This is a genomic window from Porphyromonas loveana (assembly GCF_003096695.1).
In the GTDB taxonomy this organism is placed as follows: Bacteria; Bacteroidota; Bacteroidia; order Bacteroidales; family Porphyromonadaceae; genus Porphyromonas; species Porphyromonas loveana.
The window spans coordinates 107,465-128,039 of sequence record NZ_QEKY01000007.1; the positions used below are offsets into that span (position 1 = coordinate 107,465).

10 protein-coding genes and 1 pseudogene are annotated in these 20,575 nt (G+C 49.2%); all 11 read left to right on the forward strand.

The features are described from left to right. Positions 1-132: 132 nt before the first annotated feature. A complete protein-coding gene (locus tag C7382_RS05455; RefSeq protein ID WP_116679287.1) occupies positions 133-1,542 on the forward strand; it encodes a DUF3945 domain-containing protein in 1,410 nt (469 codons plus the stop codon). 88 nt (positions 1,543-1,630) lie between these two features. Then, positions 1,631-3,724 (forward strand): type IA DNA topoisomerase, encoded by a 2,094-nt coding sequence (locus C7382_RS05460; RefSeq protein WP_116679288.1) that lies wholly within the window; start codon positions 1,631-1,633, stop codon positions 3,722-3,724. Positions 3,725-4,290: 566 nt separating this feature from the next. Further along, positions 4,291-4,623 (forward strand): annotated as a pseudogene (locus C7382_RS10350) (N-6 DNA methylase); the annotation flags it as partial. Positions 4,624-5,607: 984 nt separating this feature from the next. After that, a complete protein-coding gene (locus C7382_RS05465) occupies positions 5,608-10,911 on the forward strand; it encodes a DUF2958 domain-containing protein (protein ID WP_449421197.1) in 5,304 nt (1,767 codons plus the stop codon). A 177-nt stretch (positions 10,912-11,088) separates the two neighbouring features. After that, positions 11,089-11,685, forward strand: a complete 597-nt coding sequence (locus C7382_RS05470) for a TetR/AcrR family transcriptional regulator (RefSeq protein WP_116679290.1) — start codon at positions 11,089-11,091, stop codon at positions 11,683-11,685. Positions 11,686-11,731: 46 nt separating this feature from the next. Continuing rightward, positions 11,732-12,535: a hypothetical protein gene (locus tag C7382_RS05475; protein WP_116679291.1), complete on the forward strand. Its 804-nt coding sequence runs from the start codon at positions 11,732-11,734 to the stop codon at positions 12,533-12,535. Further along, on the forward strand, positions 12,528-13,658 hold the full coding sequence (locus C7382_RS05480) for a beta-ketoacyl-ACP synthase III (RefSeq protein ID WP_116679292.1): 1,131 nt from the start codon (positions 12,528-12,530) through the stop codon (positions 13,656-13,658). The genes C7382_RS05475 and C7382_RS05480 overlap by 8 nt, the downstream gene beginning before the upstream one ends. Before the next feature lie 317 nt (positions 13,659-13,975). After that, on the forward strand, positions 13,976-15,934 hold the full coding sequence (locus C7382_RS05485) for an efflux RND transporter permease subunit (RefSeq protein WP_317042940.1): 1,959 nt from the start codon (positions 13,976-13,978) through the stop codon (positions 15,932-15,934). After that, a complete protein-coding gene (locus tag C7382_RS05490) occupies positions 15,931-16,665 on the forward strand; it encodes an outer membrane lipoprotein-sorting protein (RefSeq protein WP_021644789.1) in 735 nt (244 codons plus the stop codon). The genes C7382_RS05485 and C7382_RS05490 overlap by 4 nt, the downstream gene beginning before the upstream one ends. An 11-nt stretch (positions 16,666-16,676) precedes the next feature. After that, positions 16,677-18,083 carry a hypothetical protein gene (locus C7382_RS05495; RefSeq protein ID WP_116679294.1) on the forward strand — a complete coding sequence of 469 codons (1,407 nt, stop codon included), beginning with the start codon at positions 16,677-16,679 and terminating at the stop codon, positions 18,081-18,083. 54 nt (positions 18,084-18,137) lie between these two features. Beyond that, a complete protein-coding gene (locus C7382_RS05500) occupies positions 18,138-20,567 on the forward strand; it encodes a DUF7689 domain-containing protein (protein WP_116679295.1) in 2,430 nt (809 codons plus the stop codon). Positions 20,568-20,575 lie beyond the last annotated feature (8 nt).

Here is a 20,575-nt window from a genome sequence, read left to right on the forward strand (position 1 = left end):
CAACTGCGAATTAAGTATGACTTTCCATAATTTCATCCTTTTCCACTCTAAGGAACGCTAAGAAACCCATCGGCATCATTCCTATTTGCCTCGCCTATCTTTGCTGCGATAACCTTATAATCGCAGTAGTATATGGAAAACAATGTAGACAACTACGTACTCGTTCTGGAGGATCGTAGCAGGGTTCAATCCCCCACCGAAGCAGGACACCTGTCCGTCGTCTCCTCCATGGATGAAGCCGGCCGGGTCAAGACCGTCGAACCGACGGAAGCCAATCAAACGGCTTTCATGAAATTCAAGAAGAACGACAGTATACTCAAAAACTTCCTGTCGAATTTAGTCAAGCAGTTCAAAGACCCGACCCATTTCGGAGTATACCGTCTGGTTTCCGACCGTGCCGTCGAGTCGGTAGCCGAACTGAGAAACATGCTTGCCGGACGTGAGGAACCTCAGAACAAGGCTATGTTGGAAAGTATCCGGATGAATCTCGACGAGTTTGCTCCGGCACAGAAAGCATCCGCCATCGACGAGTCCAAAGTCGACTGGAAAGAGTTGGAACGTCTCGGATTGAGTCGTGACCGGCTCGAACAGTCCGGCGACCTGAACAAATTACTCAACTGGCAGAAAACGGGTCTGGTCGGAATCTCCGTTCCTTTCGGAGAAACCTCCATCTATACCGAAGCACGCATCGCTCTGCGTCGAAGCGAAGACGGCAGTCTGGGGCTGGCCATCCACAGCATCCGCAAAGAGCCGCAGCTCGATTTACCCTATATGGGCTATCGTTTCAGCGAGGACGAAAAAGCGACGCTGCTGCATTCGGGCAATCTGGGGAAACAGGTGGAGCTGACCCCCAAAAACGGCGAACCCTTCAAAGGCTACGTCTCAATCGACCCGTTGACCAATGAGTTGGTCGCCCTTCGTGCCGACCGCGTGATCATTCCGCAAGAGATTAAAAACGTCTTGCTGACCGAACAGCAGCATCGGGATCTGACCGAAGGTAAGCCCGTGAAAGTAGAAGGTATGCTCTCGCGTGGCGGCAAACCGTTCGATGCCACGCTTCAGGTCAATGCCGAGAAAAGAGGCATCGAGTTTATCTTCAACGACAACCTTTCCTTCAAAGAACGCAGGCAACCCTCTCAAAAGCCGCAGGCGGATTCTCCGTATGGCGTGCCGGCGACCCTCTGCAAGTATCAGCTGACCGAGAAACAGCAGAAAGCCCTTTCGGAAGGACGCACCCTGTACCTTAAAAATATGGTGGATAAGGAAGGCGAAATCTTCAGTGCCTATGTCCGTTACGACAAGGAGCAGCAGCGTCCCCGTTTTTATCGCTATAATCCGGACAAAAAGCAGGAACAGGTCGAAGCCGTGGCCGAAGGACACAAGACACAGGTAGCCGTCAACAATGAAGGTAAGACGAACGAAGCTACCAGGCACGTCAAGGAACCCCTCAAAAGCGGTCAGGTGCGCCCTACCGAAAAACAACAGGCAAAACAGGAGAGCGAGGAGCAGAAGCAGCCTCGCAAAAGAGGGCGCAAGATATAGCCCTTTTCTCCGCTCTCATGAACCGCCGGACGGATGGGACGCCACCGTTCGTCCGGTTATTTTATCTCAACCTTAACCATCGTATCCCATGAAATGTATCATTGCCGAGAAACCCTCGGTCGCCCGCGATATAGCCCGCATCGTCGGTGCAACGCACAAAGAAGAGGGCTGTTTCTCCGGAAACGGCCATGTGGTTACCTGGGCCTTCGGACACCTCGTTACCCTTGCGATGCCCGAAGCATACGGCTTCCCGACATACAGCCGCGAGCAACTGCCCATTATCCCCGATCCTTTCCGGTTAGTCGTCCGACAGATCCGCAAAGGAACGACCTGCGCGGACGATCCGTCCGCCTTGAAACAGCTCGATATCATCCGCAAGTGTTTCGACCGGAGCGATCGCATCATCGTCGCCACCGACGCCGGACGTGAAGGCGAGTTGATCTTCCGCCTGATCTATGCTTATTTGGATTGCCGCAAACCTTTCGACCGCCTGTGGATCAGCTCCCTCACCGATAAGGCTATCCGTGAGGGACTGTCCCGGCCGGCTGACGGCCGGCAGTACGACCGCCTTTATCTCTCGGGCAAGGCTCGCAGTGAAGCCGACTGGCTTGTCGGTATCAATGCCAGCCGCGCCCTCTCCATCGCCCGCGGAGGCGCTTACTCCCTGGGTAGAGTACAGACACCGACTCTGTCGATGATTTGCCGCCGCTATATCGAGCACCGGGATTTCCGGTCCGTACCGTTTTGGAAAATCCATGCGCTGCCCACCGGCCTCTCCGTCAAGGGCATCGGAGAAACGACATACGAAAGCCGCAGAGCAGCGGACAGGGCGATGGAGGATCTGGATCCGCGCGAAGCACTCATCGTTTCGTCCGTTTCCGTACAAACGAATCCTGTGCCACCACCTTTACTCTACGATCTGACCGCTCTTCAGAAAGAAGCCAACAAGCGATACGGATATACGGCGGAAAAGACGCTCTCGCTGGCCCAAAGCCTGTACGAGAAAAAGTGTACCACCTATCCCCGTACAGGCAGCCGGTATATCAGCGAAGACATCTTTGAAGAGATCCCTTCGCTATTAGAAAGTCTGAAAGATGATCCCGATTATGGCGATTACGTCGAAAAGCTCACAGCCGGTACACTTAACCGCCGGAGCGTGGACGATACGAAAGTAACCGACCACCATGCCATTCTCCTTACCGGAGAAAAGTCCGGCAGCCTGACCCGCGACGAGGAGGTGCTCTACCGGATGATTACCGTACGTATGCTGGAATCCTTTTCCGAAGCCGCCATCGAAGAAACGCTGACGGCGACACTCGCTCAAAGGGAGCATCGTTTCGGGATAAAGGCGAAGAGGCGGGTTAAGTCCGGCTGGAAAGCCATCCGCGGATCGGTGGAAGAGTCGGTAGAAGAAGGAGAAACCGTCGTGGACAGCTTTCCCGAATGGCAGGAAGGCGACCGGCTCGATGTTTTCGGATTCGAAATGACCGAACATCAAACAAAGCCCAAGCCCCTTTATACGGAAGCCACGCTGCTGTCGGCCATGGAGCACGCCGGACGGGAAGTTGCGGACGAAGAAGCCCGCAAAGCCCTTGCCGGTTGCGGCATCGGTACGCCTGCCACACGTGCGGCCATCATCGAGACATTGATCCTGCGGGAATATATCCGTCGGGAGAAGAAGATGCTTATCCCGACCGAAAAAGGTCTTTCCGTCTATAAACTGGTCGCCGGACGAAAGATCGCCGACGCCGAAATGACGGGAGCATGGGAAGTCGCTCTGGCTGCCATTGAAGCAGGCGCCATGGACGAACGGACATTCGGGAAGAGCATCGAAGTTTATACCCGTCAAATATGCGAAGAACTGCTGACGACAGCCGCCGGAAACACGGATGCTCATTACAAGACTTACCGCTGCCCGCTATGCGGGAACGATTCGGTACGGGTGTTTCCCAAAATCGCCAAATGCGTAACGGATGATTGTGGGTTCAAAGTCTTCCGGGAGCTTTGCGGCACCATCCTGAGCAAGGAACATATTCATGCCCTGATGACTGACGGATGCACTCCGCTACTCTGTCGGCTGACCGGCAAATCGGGAAAAACCTTCAATGCCCGCCTGAAGCTCGACGAAGATGGCGGCACCTCCTTCGTCTTCGATTCCAAACCCCGTAAACCTCAAACATAAAACGTATGGCATACCACAAGAAAGAGACACTCCGGGGCAACATCGAAGCCATCCGCACCTTGCTTGCGGTCGAGAAGGAACACCGTCTGCCGACACCGGTTGAGCGAGAAGCTCTGAGCCGTTACAACGGTTTCGGCGGCCTCGCGTGCATTCTCAAGCCGGTCGATACGCTTGCCGACCGTACCCGTTGGGTCAAATCCGAACTGGAACTCTTCCCGATGGTACAGGAATTAAAGCAGCTGATCTTCGGAGAGAGCGCAAGCGAGCGCGAAGCCCGAGGCCTGTGGGATAGTCTCAAAAGCAGCGTGCTTACCTCTTTCTATACCGATGAACGGATCGTACGGGCCATCGCTTCCGCTTTGAGGGGCCATCGGATTCCTGTCGGAAAACTATTGGATCCTTCGGCCGGTATGGGTGTTTTTTCCCACATACTGGCAGGAGAGCATACCGAAGTGACAGCCTTGGAGAAAGACAAAGCTACGGGGCGCATCCTGCGCCTGTTATCGGCGGATAATCCTCAACAAACAGTCCGTATCATCGGCTTCGAAGAGATCGAAGAACGACAGATGGGGACATACGATCTGGTGGCCAGCAATATTCCATTCGGAAATTTTGTCGTCTATGACCGGTCGTATGCCAAAGGGAAAGATCCGGTCAAAAACGAATCGACACGGGCTGTCCACAATTACTTTTTTGTCAAAGGACTGGATGCGCTCAAGGAAGGCGGGCTGTTGGCTTTCATTACATCGCGAGGGCTGTCGGACAGTCCGAAAAACGAATCGATTCGTCGCTATTTGATGGAAAACAGCCGGCTTATTTCCGCGCTTCGCCTGCCCGACGGAATGTTTTCCGAAAATGCCGGAACGCAGGCCGGAAGTGATTTGATCGTATTGCAAAAGCAAACAGGCAAAGGGATACGGACAGAGAGCGAAAAGTCCTTTACCCAAAGTGCTACGGTCTCCTATCAGGGAGAAACATTCACGGAAAATCCTCTGTTTGCCGGAGAAAATGCCGAAAATGTGCTTGCAACCCGGCGCTTCCCCGGAACGGATGCTTATGGAAAGCCTGCGATGGTGTATACGCATGACGGAGGAATCGACGGTATCTCAAAGGAGTTGGGTGAAAAACTGTCGGCAGACATCAGGCAACATCTCGACCGGAAATTCTATCTGACGGGAGCAGAGACCGTACAACCAGCTACAGCCCCCGAAAACGAAACACCCGACCGAACCACAGCGGAATCCATTCGTTTGGAAATCGACCGGCCGGATCGAGCCACCACACAACAGGAAACGCAGCCTGTCGAAGAGGCAGGCCGTCTTTCTTTACCCGAACTTCCCGCCCATCTGGCAACAGCTCACCGGCTCATCACCAACGAATGGCTGCTCGATGAACTGGCCCGTACGCAGTTTGCGACTCCCCGTGAGGATCTCCGGCATGTGCAGGAGGGCGATATGATGCATATTCGTTTTTTGGGAACGGAAACGCTGGCCGTCTATACCGAAGGTCCGTATAAACGGGAAGATGGTAAAGTCTGGGCAGTTATCCATGCCGATCCGGACGGAGAGAACAGAGGGCTCATTACCGTCCCTCATACAGATATAACGGCTATCTATCCCGTACGGATGTCTCTCCGTGTGATGCAGATCAACCAGGCGGTCAAACGACCAACGGACGCATCATCGGAGCGTATTCTGGCGGAAGCGGAAAAACGGGGGTATATCCGTCGTCCGTCCGCTATACAGGCCGAGTGGATCGAAAGCGGACTTATCCGTGCCATACGGGAACTCGAGGGGCTTTCCAAACAGGAGTGGAACGAACGGAATCTGCCGGCGGCGGAATACCGGCTGCTCTACCCCGAACCCGATTCGGAACCGTCTCCCATGGAAGAGCTGAAACAGACACAGGAAAAGATTTTAAGCAAACAGCAGGATAAAACGATCCTGATTTTGATACGGAATGAAGACCGCTACGAAACGATCGGGGCGACAGCCAGGCGTTTGTCCGATACCTGTGGTCTTCGCCTGTCCGACCGCTTCGGAGAACCATATTGCAGCTTTCACAACCAACAACTGGATCAATACCTTCCTGTGCTGGTTCGGGCCGGTCATCGCGTAGCGATAGCCGATCGGCTTGAAAACAAGCAGGACGTGTCTTCCCCCGAGCAAAAAGAACCGGATCATCCCGAAGAAAAAACGAAAAAAAACGGCGCTCTCTTCGACATGGAGGATGAACAGGAGCGAGAAGCCGGGCGGGAAGAGGCACGTCAGGCTTATGACCTGATGCCCAAAAGTCTTGCCGGACAGCTTCCCAAACTGTACGCTACCGAAAAAAGCCTTGTCGGAGACAAGGTAGCCTGTGCCCGCTACTTCCATCCCATGAGCGCCTATACCGCCTATCTGTTGGAGTACGATCCGAAAGAACGAGTAGGATTCGGCCTGGTCACGATGGGGTATGGCTGGGAGTTAGGCTATATGTCTTTGGACGAAATGAAGGAGGTCAAGGTAATGGGCCTGGGGATCGAACGGGATTTACACTTTACGCCAAAGGCTTTGCATCTGGTAGAAGAATTGAAAGAATATATCGGAGAACGGTATACCCATACGGAAGAACAGGTAATTGTGCACCGAACGGATAAAGCCGAAGCGAAGGCCTTGTCCGGCACATATCCGGCCGAAGAAGAAACGGACATCTCTCCCGAAGATATCCGGATTACGAAACACCGGTTGACTTTCGACCGCGACGGCATCCATGCACAAACCCTCGATCCGGTTTCAGGCGAAGCCATCGGAGATCGACAACCGATTCTTCCCGCTCCTGCGAGCGAACCAGCGGAAAAAACGTCCGAAGCGGTTGAAGAACAGGCCCCCGATGGTGTTCCGGTCATGACCCTGTTCAGGCAGTACGATACCCCGAACCGCCCTGTGCGGGGAGAAATACGCACCGATGTGGAAAGCCCGCGGGAAATGAACGGAAGAGCAGTCTATTTCGATGAAGAACATCATCCGGTAGAGTCGGTGGATCTTGACGTACCTTCCCTTTTCCCCATCGGCGCCATTGAAACATGGAACCTGGAAGTGGAGCGTTTCAATGAAGTGGAACGGGAACGGAAACCGACACCGGTCAAACCTCGTACCCAACGCCCATCAAGCCGGAAACAGCAACAGACATCCGGTCAGCCCGATTTATTTTCAGGTCTGTGGGATACGCCCGCACTGACCGAACAGTTTCGTCAACCGCCCGCACCGCCTTCGTTCGATACCGCCCCTCGTCCTTACCTCTCGGTTATCGGCGAACACCTGCGTGACGGTTCCATTGTCCGCCAGGGCAAGCAGATCGGCTACCTCTCGCAGGTATCGGAGGGTAACCCTCTGTTTCATCCCGTGGATCTACCTTCGGCACAAATCGGCAGGCTGGCGCTCTATATCGACTTACGCGATACCTACCACCGCCTTTATGATTACGAAACAACCCGGGAGATCGAAGACAAAGAAACCCGAAACCGCCTGAATACCCTGTACGACCGTTTCGTCGGCGCTTACGGACATCTCAACGCCCGTAAAAACGCCGAACTCCTGCGTATGGATACCGGCAGCTCCGACATCTTCTTCCTGGAGCGAAGCCGGGACGGGCAGTATATCAAAGCCGACATCTTCGACCATCCGACGGCTTTCAGCCAAACGGCGCTCCGGACGGCGGAGACTCCGTTGGAGGCCTTATCCGCTTCGCTGAACAAATACGGAGAAGTTCGTCTCGCTTACATGGCCTCTCTTTTGCCGGAACAGGAAGAAGACGAGATTGTCGCCGCGCTCGAAGGTCGTATATACTATCATCCCATAGAGCGAGGTTATCAGATCGCCGACCGGTTTATCTCCGGAAATGTTATCGAAAAAGCGGAAGAAATCGAACAATGGGTATTACAGCATGGAGAGAACGAAGCTGTCAAGAAAAGCCTTTCGGCCCTGAAGGCAGCGATTCCGACCCCCATTCCGTTTGCCGATCTGGACTTCAATTTCGGAGAACGCTGGATTCCCTCCGGCATTTATGCCCGATTCGCATCGGAGCTCTTCGAAACCGAGGTTCATATCGGATACAGCGCACCGGCCGACGAGTACACGGTCAAAGCTCCGACGAAGAATCCGAAAATATCTCATACTTATGCGGTCAAAGGCGAGTTCAAAACCTACGACGGAATCAATCTGATGAAACATGCGCTTCACAATACCATTCCCGATATCAGCAAGTCGAAAACGGTTCTTGACAAAGAAACCGGAAAAGAGAAGCAGATCAAAGTACGGGACGGGGATGCCATCCAGCAGGCCAATACAAAGATCGAAGAGATGCGGGAGCAGTTCAGCGCATGGCTTGTCCGGCAGCCCGACACTTTCAAGGAAAAGCTTGCCGACCGCTACAACCGGCTGTTCAACTGTTTCGTAAGACCGCAGTACGACGGCAGCCATCAGACCTTTCCGGGTCTGGACGTAAAGGCATTGGGATTCGACGATTTGTACAAGAGCCAGAAAGATGCCGTATGGATGCTCAAGATGAACGGTGGCGGCATTTGTGACCATGAGGTGGGAGCCGGCAAAACGATGATCATGTGTACAGCCGCTTACGAGATGAAACGGCTCGGTCTGGCGAACAAACCGATGATTATCGGCCTAAAAGCCAATGTGTACGATATTGCCGCCACATTCAGCAAAGCCTATCCTAATGCACGTATTCTCTATCCCGGCAAAAACGACTTCACCGTCCGAAACAGGGCAAGGATTTTCAGCGATATCAGAAACAATGACTGGGATTGCATCATCCTGACCCACGAACAGTTCGGGGCCATTCCCCAATCGCTCGAAATACAGGAGGGGATTTTTCAAAAAGAACTCGACTCGGTGGAAGAGAATCTGGAAGTGCTCCGTCAGCAGGGACGGGAAATTTCCGGACGAATGCTGAAAGGGTTGGAAATCCGGAAAAAGAATCTGGAGGCCAAACTCACCCGGATTGCCGACGACATCGCCGAACGGAAGGACGATACGATCGATTTCAAACGGATGGGAATCGACCACCTTTTTGTGGATGAAAGCCACAAATTCAAGAACCTGACTTTTACGACCCGTCACGACCGGATAGCGGGGCTGGGCAACAGCGAAGGCAGTCAGCGTGCCCTGAACCTGCTCTTTGCCATCCGCACCATTCAGGAACGCACGGGCAAGGATTTAGGGGCGACCTTCCTCTCGGGAACGACCATTTCCAACAGTCTGACCGAGCTGTATCTGCTGTTCAAATACCTGAGACCGCAAGCGCTCGAAAAGCAGGGAATCGGAACGTTTGACGCATGGGCAGCCGTCTTTGCCAGGAAAAGCACCGACTATGAATTTTCGGTGACCAATGAGATTATCCAGAAGGAGCGATTCCGCACCTTTATCAAAGTCCCCGAATTGGGAGCGTTCTACGCCGAAATCTGCGATTTCCGCACGGCGAAGGACATCGGGATCGACCGTCCGGAGAAGCATGAAATTCTGCATCACATTCCGCCGACGCCCGAGCAGGAAGCCTTTATCCAAAAGCTGATGGAATTTGCCCGTACAGGTAATGCCGAGCTATTGGGTCGGGAGAAACTCTCCGAGCGGGAAGAAAAGGCGAAGATGCTTATCGCCACCGACTACGCCAGAAAGATGTCGCTCGACATGCGGATGATCTCTCCTTCTTACGAAGACCATATCGACAACAAGGCTTCGCACTGCTCCCGACTGATCCACGATTATTACCGGAAATATGAACGGGAGAAAGGTACCCAGTTTGTTTTCTCGGATTTGGGCACGTACAAGCCGGACGAGTGGAACGTTTACAGCGAAATCAAACGAAAACTGACCGATGATTACGGCATCCCTGCGTCGGAAATCCGTTTCATTCAGGAATGCAAAACGGAGGCTGCCAAGAAAGCGATGATCGCGGGCATGAATGCCGGCAGCATACGTGTCCTGTTCGGCTCCACCGAAATGCTCGGAACGGGCGTCAATGCCCAGCAGAGGGCTGTGGCGGTGCATCATCTTGATACGCCCTGGGTGCCCAGTGCCCTGGAGCAACGGGATGGCAGGGCAATCCGCAAAGGCAATGAAGTAGCCAAGTTCCATGCCGGCAACAAGGTCGATGTCATCATCTACGCCGTGGAAAAGTCGCTCGACAGCTACAAGTTCAACCTGTTGCACAACAAGCAGCTTTTCATCAATCAGCTGAAGACAAACTCCCTCGGAAGTCGAAGCATCGACGAAGGTGGCATGGACGAAGCAACAGGCATGAACTTTTCCGAATATGTAGCCGTGCTATCCGGTAATACCGACCTGTTGGAGAAAGCCCGGTTGGATAAGAAGGTGATGGCGATGGAGAGCGAGCGAAAGAACTTTCTTTACGAAAGAGATACGGCCCGTTCGCAACTGGCGAAACTTCAGGGTGCAGTCGAGTTTCATGAGAAGAAAATCGCCGAAGCAGGGAGAGACCGGACGGTTTTCGAGGATCGGGTAAAGAAAAACGAAGACGGGACATACCAAAACCCGATACGGATCGATGGAGTGGAAGACGGCAGGGATATCAAAACAATCGCCCGCAGGCTGAAAGAGTACGAAGAGAAAGCCCGAACAGGCGGTGAGCACATGCCGATCGGCGAATTATACGGCTTTCAATTATCCGTCAAGAGCGAAGCCTCCATGAAAGAGAGTTTCGACTTCGTGGATAACCGGTTCTTTGTGAAAGGTTGTGGCAGCATCTATTATACTTACAACAACGGACATTTGGCTGAAGACCCCAAACTGGCCTGCATGAACTTTCTGAATGCTTTGGAGAAGATACCCAGAGTCGTCGAGAGTCACCGGAAAGAACTGGCTGCGACACAAGCCAAGATACCGACGTTCGAAACGATGGTTTCTGCCGTATGGAAGAAAGAGGAGGAATTGCAGGAGCTGAAGAGACAGGCCGCGGAGCTGGATCGCAAGATCGCCCTTTCGCTCAAAAAAGAGGACAACAGCGAAGTAAAACCGGAAGAAACGGTCGCTCCCGATGCGACAATCGCAGCCGATGCGCCCTTACGGGAGGAGCTAAAAAGGGAACGGTCTTCCGAGCGGAATCATACCGATTGGAAAGAAATACGGGAGGATGAAAAAATCAAACCCAGCATAAAATCCGGAAGGTGGTGAGAAGAGCTTAGGTATTAAAAATCAGCCTGCTGTTTTCATATATATGAGTCAACTCTACATTGAATTATTCAACACGGACGATTTTTTATGCTGTATTTTTTGCATCTCTTAAAATCTTTCTTATTTTTGCACCTGTAAACCGACCGCTCGGTCTTGTTTGCAGCAAAGGATAATGATATGAACGCAACAAAGAACTTTATTTTAGAAAAGTCGTTCGGCCTTTTTCTTCAAAAAGGCTATAATGGTGTTTCAATCAGAAATATCCAAGAAGAAACCTGCTTATCAAAAGGGGCCATCTATCATCATTTCCAAGGCAAGGAAGAAATCTTTGCCAAAGCAATGGATTTGTTCTTTTTCCCGGCTCTCAGAAGTTTTCATTATTCTGATGATGAAACAAACACTCCATTGAAAAATGCACTTAATGAAGCTATTGAACATAGAAAAGGACATATTGATAAATTGCGGGAAATGACCGATTTCAAAGTTGATGACTTTTATTTTTTCAAGCTGGCCTTTCAGGTAGAAGAATTTTATCCGGATTTTAAGAGCAAAGTTGAAAATACATTTTCAGAAGAAGAAAATGAATGGAGAGAAGTGCTGCAAATGGCTGTTCAAAAGGGAGAAATCCGTAAAAATACGGATATTGATTTAACACTGTCTCTTCTTATGCTTATCCCACGAGGATTGGGATTGAGTATGGCATTTTCTTCCGGTATTTCGACCGACTCACTGAAGGAGATATATCAAAAATTTTATCGGACATTAAAAGAATAATTTTTTTACCCCAACACAAACCGAGCGGTCGGTATCTTGCAAGGATATGGAAAAAAGAAGGATACAAATAGTCTATTATTCGCAATCGGGTTCTTTGAAATACTTGATTGAAGAATCGATGCGTCCTTATCTGGGAGATTACGTCCTTGTCTGGAATCCCATTCATTGTGCGAAACCATTTCCTTTTCCTTGGAACAGGAAACGTTTCTTTAGTGTCTTCTGCGACTCTGTTTTACAGAGAGGATGCCGGATTGTAAACAACGAAATAAAGATTGAGAAAGATGATATGATTTTACTTGGTTTTCAGCCGTGGTTCCTTCATCTTTCATTACCCATACAGTCTTTCTTAAACTCTACGCAGTTCGGTCGAATCGTGAAAGATAGAGAAGTTATTCTCTTTACCTGCTATCGCAATACCGGAGCCATGGCAAGAAGACAAATGGCGGCGCATGTAGAAAGTCGTGGCGGGCATATAGTTGCCGAGCTGGAAATCTCGGATCAATCCAAAGAACGGTCAAGCGCTTTCCGGTTTGTCAGATGGTTCTTTACAGGAAAGAATAACCCGTTTAGAAACATGGAAAAGCAGCAGGAAAAAGTTTGGAATGTTTTAGATGAAGTATTGCATAAGTCGAACCGAATCAGAATTCAATATCAAGAAAAACAACTTCTGAAAGAACAATATATACTTGGGAAATTTCAAAGATGGGCACATTTTATTCAGCCTGCAGACAAAATATATCGCTTTCGTTTATTGCTGTTTCAAATATGGATTTTAATGGCATTGATATTTGTTTCACCAATCATGAACCGTATAATCAAATCAAAAAAAACAAAGAACAGTTATGAATGAAGTCTTTATTACAAGAACATCTTCTTTCCTTCCTAACGAAGCCGTTGAGAATGACAACATGGAACAAATCCTGGGGATGGTCGGTGGTCATCCTTCCAGAGTCCGCAGTATCATTCTCCGTCAAAACGGGATTAAGAAACGCTATTATTCTCTTGACAGAGAGGGAAAGATTGTTTACACAAACGCAGAATTGACCGCTATTGCCGTAAACAAGTTATTCGATCAGACTATTTCGTTTAAGGACATAGGTTTATTAGCCTGCGGAACGTCGCTTCCGGATCAACTTTTCCCATCACATGCCGTTATGACACATGGTCTTTTGGGGAATAAGCCGATAGATCTGCTTTCTCCTTCGGGTGTCTGTTGTGCGGGCATGCATGCTTTCAAACATGCTTATTTATCCGTTCTTTCCGGCATGTCTCAGAATGCCGTATCGACAGGCTCGGAACTGGTCTCACCTGTACTTCGTGCCGATAATTTTGAAGAAGAATATAAAATGCTGAGTCTGGTCGAAGAAAAGCCGATTATTGCTTTTGAGAAAGACTTTCTCCGTTGGATGTTATCGGACGGTGCCGGAGCATTCTTATTCGAAAACAGATGCAGAGGAGATTTGTCTTTGAGAATCGATTGGCTCGAATCCATCTCTTACGCAAATGAACTGGAGGTCTGCATGTATGCAGGAGCCATTTTCGAGAACGAACGTTTCAAAAGCTGGAAAGAAGCCGATCCCCTGGAATGGGGACGAGAATCTTACTTCGCTGTTAAACAGGATACGAGACTTCTCGGAGCCCATGTCATAGAAAAAGGAGTCGACTTCGTTTGCGAGAATCTTTGCAAACATGATATCGGCTTCAATGAAATAGACTACGTGCTTCCTCATATATCCTCAATGTACTTTTTCGATAAGCTGAAAAAAGGCTTTGAGATGAAAGGTTATCCGGTGGCGGATGGACAGTGGTTCCTCAATTTGCCTTATGTGGGAAATGTCGGGTCGGCTTCTATTTATTTAATGCTCGACGAATTATTCCATTCGGGTAAACTCAAGCAAGGGCACCGGGTTTTACTTATCGTACCCGAAAGTAGTCGATTCTCCTATTCAGTGGCGTTACTCACAGTTGTATAAGTAAATTTCAAATTATATCGTATATGAACCGTATTGCAGAATTTATCGTCAAAAAACGTCTTGCCATCATTACGGCCGGCGTAGCAATTACGTTGATACTCGGCTATTTTTCGACCAAGCTGACCATCAACTCCAATTTTATGTCCTACTTACCCGATGATGATCGGAAAGTTATGCTGTTTGAGCGAACGGACAGCTTATATGCCACAGGAAATATCATCGTAATCGGGATGAGCAATACGGAAAATACCATTATAACGCCAGAAGGAATATCGGTTATACGGCAGGTTACCGACTCCATTTCCGAAATAGAAGGAGTGGAGAAGGTAACCGGCCTGGCCAATGTAATCGATATCAGGCATCGTAATGACGGAGTGGAAATAGGCCGATTGATGGATGAAGAGATAATTTCCGACTCTTTACCCTCCTTACAGTCGTATATTTTGAATAAAGAGATGTATCGTGGTCGACTGTTGTCGGAAGACGGGCGAAGTACGACAATCATTGTTTTTGTCGGAACAGCTGCCGACAAGGAAAAAGCTGCCCGGGAGGTAAATGACCTGCTTGATGAAGTCAGGCGATCGCATCCCGAATTAACTGTTTATTGCGACGGTTTGCCGATGCAGCAACAAAGCCTTACGGAATCGACGGAAAAGGATCTGATCCGGCTTGTTCCCCTTGTCTGCTTGCTGATTGCTCTTATTCTCGCATTGACACTGCATTCGTTGCGAGGCATATTCCTTCCGCTGCTTTCCGTGGCGATGGGCAGCATTTGGAGTATGGGGGCGATGGGACTGTTCCATGTTCAACTTTCTCCCATATCCGGCTCGATTCCGGTTGTCCTTTTTGCCGTAGGATCAGCTTACACAATACATGTTCTGAACTTTTTCAAATTGCTTGAAAACGGCGAAAATCATAAGGAAATCGTCGTAAGGGGAATAACGATTATAGGGGTTCCGGTAATGCTGGCCGGACTGACGACCATTGTCGGTTTCCTTTCATTTATTCCGGGAACATACCTGAGCATCATTCGTGATTTCGGTATTTTTATGGCATTGGGTACATTCTTTTGCCTGCTTTTGTCACTTACCTTTATTCCGGCTGTCGAGTCCTATCTTCCACCCTTGAAACATCAGGAGAAAAAACAGAAGAAACACGTTCTTTCCGATATTTTGCAATGGCTTGCCGGAGTTTCCATACATCGCAACAAAATGGTTCTTTACTGTGCCGGTGGCTTGATTCTTCTGATGGGAGCCGGCCTTTTCCGACTAAAAAGTAATATTGACGTACTCTATTATTTCCCAGAAAAGCATCCGTTAAGACAATCCGCAGCCTTTCTCAACCGGGAATTCGGAGGAACCCTCCCAATTCAGATCAAGGTGACTGCTGACCTGACACGTCCCGAAACGCTGGCAGCCATGCAAGATTTCGAAGATTTCCTTTCCGGACTTCCGCATGTGCATAATCCGCAATCGGTAACGGAGCTTATCAAAGAAATGAATCAGGCTATGGGGGAAGGCAAGCAAATACCCGACACACAAGAGAAAATACAAAACCTCTGGTTCCTGCTCGAAGGAGAACCCGTAATGGAGCAGCTCTGCAATACCGACAAAAGTGAAGGCATGATCCATGCTACCATGTGTAATGCACCGACCGGAGATTATCATGCGGTAAGCCGGAAAATCGACGAATATGCCGCCGCACATTCATCCGGTACGGTGCAATTCGAAACAACCGGATTGCCTTCCATCTATTCGAATTTTGACTATAATTTGATGCAGAATCTCTTCTGGAGTCTGCTGTTAGCCTGCATATTGGTATTTATCTGTATGACATTTCTGGTCAAATCGCTTAAAAGCGCCCTTGTCGGATTTGTACCGCTTATGAGTGCCATCCTTTTCATCTTCGGACTGATGGGCTATCTCGGCATCGCCCTTAACCTCGCGACTGTGCTGATTGCCGGAGTTGCCGTAGGGATTGGGGTAGACTATTCCATCCACTTTATTTCCGGTTACCGGAATGCGCTCGTATCGGGGAAAGAATGCAATGAAGCTGTCATCCAAACGCTTCAGACTTCCGGAAAGGGCATCCTGTTCAATGTAACGGCTGTTGCATTCGGTTTTCTGGTTTTGGTGTTTGCAGACCTCGTACCATTGAAAGAGTTCGGTCTGATCATGTTTGCCACCATGTTCGTATCCGGCTTGGCGGCAACTCTCCTCCTGCCTTCGATGATTCTATGTTTTCATATCAATCTTAATAAAACTCAGAAACAATGAAAAAATTATCTTTCTTCTTTATGGCTGCCTTTCTGCTTTCGTATTCGGCAGCATCGGCTCAAAATGCCACAACCATTTTAGAAAAAGCAGACAGTGTGCTGAATGCACCTAAAGATGTGACAGCAACCAGTACGATGACAATCACTGCCAAAAACGGCAGTCGGAGTGTCCGCACCATGCAGGTCTTTCAGAAAGGAACCGACAAACGGTTGGTTCGGTTCCTCTCGCCTGCAGATCAGAAGGGCATCGCTTTTCTCTCGCTCCCCAACGACAATCAGATTCTTTATTTGCCGGCTTTCGGAAAAACGCGTCGGATAGCTTCGCACGTAAAGAACACCCGTTTTGCCGGAACGGATTACACCTATGAAGATTTGGAGGCCAAACGTTATGCCGATAAGTGGGATGCAGAACTGAAAAGTCGGTCAGCCGGCGAATACACATTGTCGCTTACACCGAAAAAGGGGGTCAAGACAGATTATGCCAAGATGGATATCCGGATAAAAGCGGATACCTATTTCCCCGTGGAAGTTGTTTTCTACAACAAGAAAGGAGTGGCTTCCAAACGGATGACCGTCTCGGAAATCTCCAATCACAAAGGTTTTCTTATTGCCAAAACATCTGAAATGAAAGACCTTTCAGGAGGCAGTTCGACACAAACGCATCTTCAGCATGTGGAACTGAATACAGGCTTAAAAGACGATGTTTTCACCGAACGGAATCTGATGAAATAAACCATTGAACCATGAGATTTCTTCTGTTTATCCTGATGGCATGTCTGACGATATTTGCCAAGGTGCACGCTCAAACCGTCGAAGATAAACCTTTCGAGCTGAATGGCAGTCTGCAACTCGATGACCGTATCCGCCTGAAAAGCGGAGGGCTTGACTGGCAGGAATACCGGATGAGCCTGCAACCCGTGTATAAGGTAAACGATAAGGCACGGCTCCATGCCGATATTTGGATTCGCAAACTTATCACAGCTTCACCTTTCGACCAACCGGTCGAGAATGTACAGCTTCGAGAGGCATACGTCGATTTATACGGCTTTTTAAGTGAGCATATCGATGTCCGTATCGGCCGACAGCGCATTGCCTGGGGAACGGCCGACCGGCTCAACCCTTCGGATAATATCAACCCTTGGGAGCTGGAGGACTTTTGGGATTTCGGACGGCATACACCTACCAATAGTCTTCTTGCCAAATACTATTGGAATGGGTTCACACTTACGGCTGTGTTCACGCCCCGGTTTTCTCCATCCTTACTTCCCGACCAAAGTTGGAAAGCAGCGTTTATGCCTGAAGTTCCCGATCGCTGGCAAATTCCGTTACCGGACGGGACGATGACGGATATATGGCTTCAGCCTCTTTCTGTTTCCCGGATGGAAAATCTGCCCGAACGGAAACTGAAAGCATCGACTTATGCCGTCAAAATAGCCCGGGATATACGCAATTATACCGTTTCGTTCGGATGGTTGCGCCAATATGCACCGATTCCGGTATTGACCCGTTTATCCGTTCAGGGAAAAATAACGAGCCTGCCCACTTCCCCTGATATGCCTGTTCCGATGAATACGACGGTCGATGCAATGCTCTCATACTCGTTGCGCAACGTCGTGAGTGCCGATTTGTCCGGTTCCCTCGGAAGTGTGGGCGTATGGGGAGAGGCGGCTTTATTTATTCCTGAAAAAACGATACTCACGCGTTCGGTCTCTATAGAAAGTCCTATGGGAACATTTAATCCGGTTCTTCCCGACAGTACAATCTTTGACGGCAATCCGTATTTGAAATATACACTCGGATTCGATTACACTTTTCCGGCTAATATCTATCTGAATGTACAATACGTACATGGGTTCTTTCACGAGGAAGGGAGGAAGAACCTGACCGACTGGCTGGCGTGGACATGCGAATGGAAATCGGCCGATGAAAAACTGAAATTATCATTGTTGAACGGAGCTTTTCAGGTTGCCGATTTCAATAACATCAAAGAAGGGTGTACATTGTTCTGGTTGCCGGAGCTTTCGTATAAGCCGGTCGACAATATCGAACTCAAGGCCGGTGCACACTGCATCTTCGCCGGAAAAGATGCTCCGTTTTACCCCATAAGAAAAAACGGAGATACGTATCTGAAAGTGAAATACTCGTTTTAGGAACAATCATACCGAGAAGCAATATAAAATACTAACCCCTAAAAGAGTGAAAAGATGAAAAAGTTATCGTTACAGAGTATTGGACTATTTTTCGCTGCTGCTGTTCAGACGGTATTTCTGACAGGGTGCGAAAACCGGTTTGACTTGGAGGACATTCCGCAAGAAGCGGAAATCCGGACACGCTCGGCCATAGGCGAGACGGATAACGGCAGAGAATACCTGGGCCGTAATTTTTACCTGACAAGTTTGGATGAAGTGGTTTCGGACAGTCGATCCGGAGCAGAAAGGAAAATGCTGACCCGTACATTTAACATTCAGACCGGTTCTGTGGGGAGCAATTACTTAGGTGTACACGTCATGGCATGTTATACCGATAAGGATGGAACATTGCAGCAAATCGAAGTGTGGGTTAATGACGAATATGCCGGAGAGCTTGACATTCGTAAAGCCGAATGGGATTTTGTTACGCTCAAGGATGGAAAAACAGTCCGGCTGCGTCAAGGAGCCAACAAAATTACTTTCCTGTCCTCTTTGCCGTACTTTCCCGAAATAGACGCTATTCAAGTTGAATCTGCACGGCAGGCACTCATAAAAGAAGATCCTCAGTATAATGCCTTTATCGCTCTGCTGAAACAACAGCGGAATGCTTCGACGAGCAAGTTGGAGCAGGAAGAAATCATCCAGATGACATCGGGGAGCGATGATGGACTAAATGCTTCTTCACGCTCTGTGGGCAGGTCAGCTTATGACCAGGGCTGGAACTGGCAAGTGACCCCACGCGAACTCAATAATCCCGACGGAAATTACAGGCACCTGGTTTGTGTTCCGGTTACTTATACTTATCATCGTAAACTGTCATTAAGCAGTGGAACACATACGTTTATGACCAATCCCATTGAAGGAGACAGCTATTACACCGTCGATCCGGTTATGTATTTATACAAAATCGATGATCCCCATAACTACACGTATTACAGTGACGATGCTTCCGACATGGGACGTCATGCCCGAATAACCGCAACATTGCCTGCCGGAGAATACTATCTGGTTATCCGGGCATACAGCAGTTATTATGCCTCTACTACGACGGGAAGACAAGGTTTGGTTAATGTCTTCCAGGATGGTTATATCCTGAATTCACAATGTCCGATAGCCGGTTATTCCGTGGATGTCGATTCTCCGAACACGGGTATCATCAACTATTTTACGGCGTACACGACAGGTATAGCAGAGTTCTTTCTGGAAGAAAAAGGAAGCAAAAAAGTGAAATTCTTCGGCGAATCCTATTTCTACGTTCCCCCCATGGAGCAGATGTGGTTCAACGATGCACGCGTGAGGTTGACGAAGCCATCGAGTCAGGCCCGATACAATATGATTATATCTTCCGTAGGTGCTTTCGGTGCTTATTACGGCAACTGCGACGTGTACGGCTCTTGCCAGCAGGTAATGCCCGGAGACTTGGTTGCCAACAGCTTCCCGAACTTGATGGTAAACGATGGCATATACAGTAGCGGAGGAGAGACCAACGTATATAACTGCGCGTCGTGGGCCGGAGGCTTAACATACGGCTGGACGTGGGGAGGCATCTATGAGAGCTATGCAAACCCCGAGTTGGTAGGGCCTTACTATGGCGATCCTAACGTATGGAGCAGTTGGGACGCCTTTTTTGCCAACAACCCGCAACGATATGCCGGCGCGACTGTATATACACGCGAAAATGCCGATGCAACCAACGGAGAAGTAGCCGTATGGTCTTATAACGGAAACATAAGCGGAGTTACTCATTTCTCGTGCAGAGGTACAGCCAATGACCATCCGCACGGTTACGCATGGGAAAGTAAACCCGGTGGGCTCAGGAGAATCTTTCACCCGCGCGATGCTCTTAGAGGTCAAGGCATGTATTCGTATGGTCAAGTGTTCGCTTATTATAGAGATGCTAATAAGCCGGCCGGTCCTTATCCCAATCCCGGTTTGAGGAAAAATTCTTCCCAATCCATTTCTTTCGAAGAATCGGTACGGAGAGGTTTGACGGTGATTGAAAAGGTGGAACTTACTCCGGTCGAAAAAGAAACGTTCACACGGAAAAGCAAAGAGAAAGGGTTGACTGCAAACAATCCCGAAATAAGAAAGCTGTATGATGCCTGGGACAAAAAAGTCTCTTCTCAATATGCTCATATCAGCAACCCATATGTGCTTATGGAGATTCAGGAAGGGAAAAACCTGATCGCATATTGCCGGGAAAAACAACAGGAGGCCCTGGCATTCTTTATCAACCTGTATTTTAACGATAGTCGCGAGACTGCCACCAAGGCAGTGTCCCACTATATGTTTTGCGTAATATTTTCAGAATATGGTGCAGAAATCGAGGCGATAAAAAATGATTGGAGACGTAATCAGTACAATCAAAAGGGAGCTTATATCGCACCGGTTCCTGAAATGTTCGTGAAGAAATTCGCAAAAAGATTGTTTAATAAATTATTATAGGAGGAATT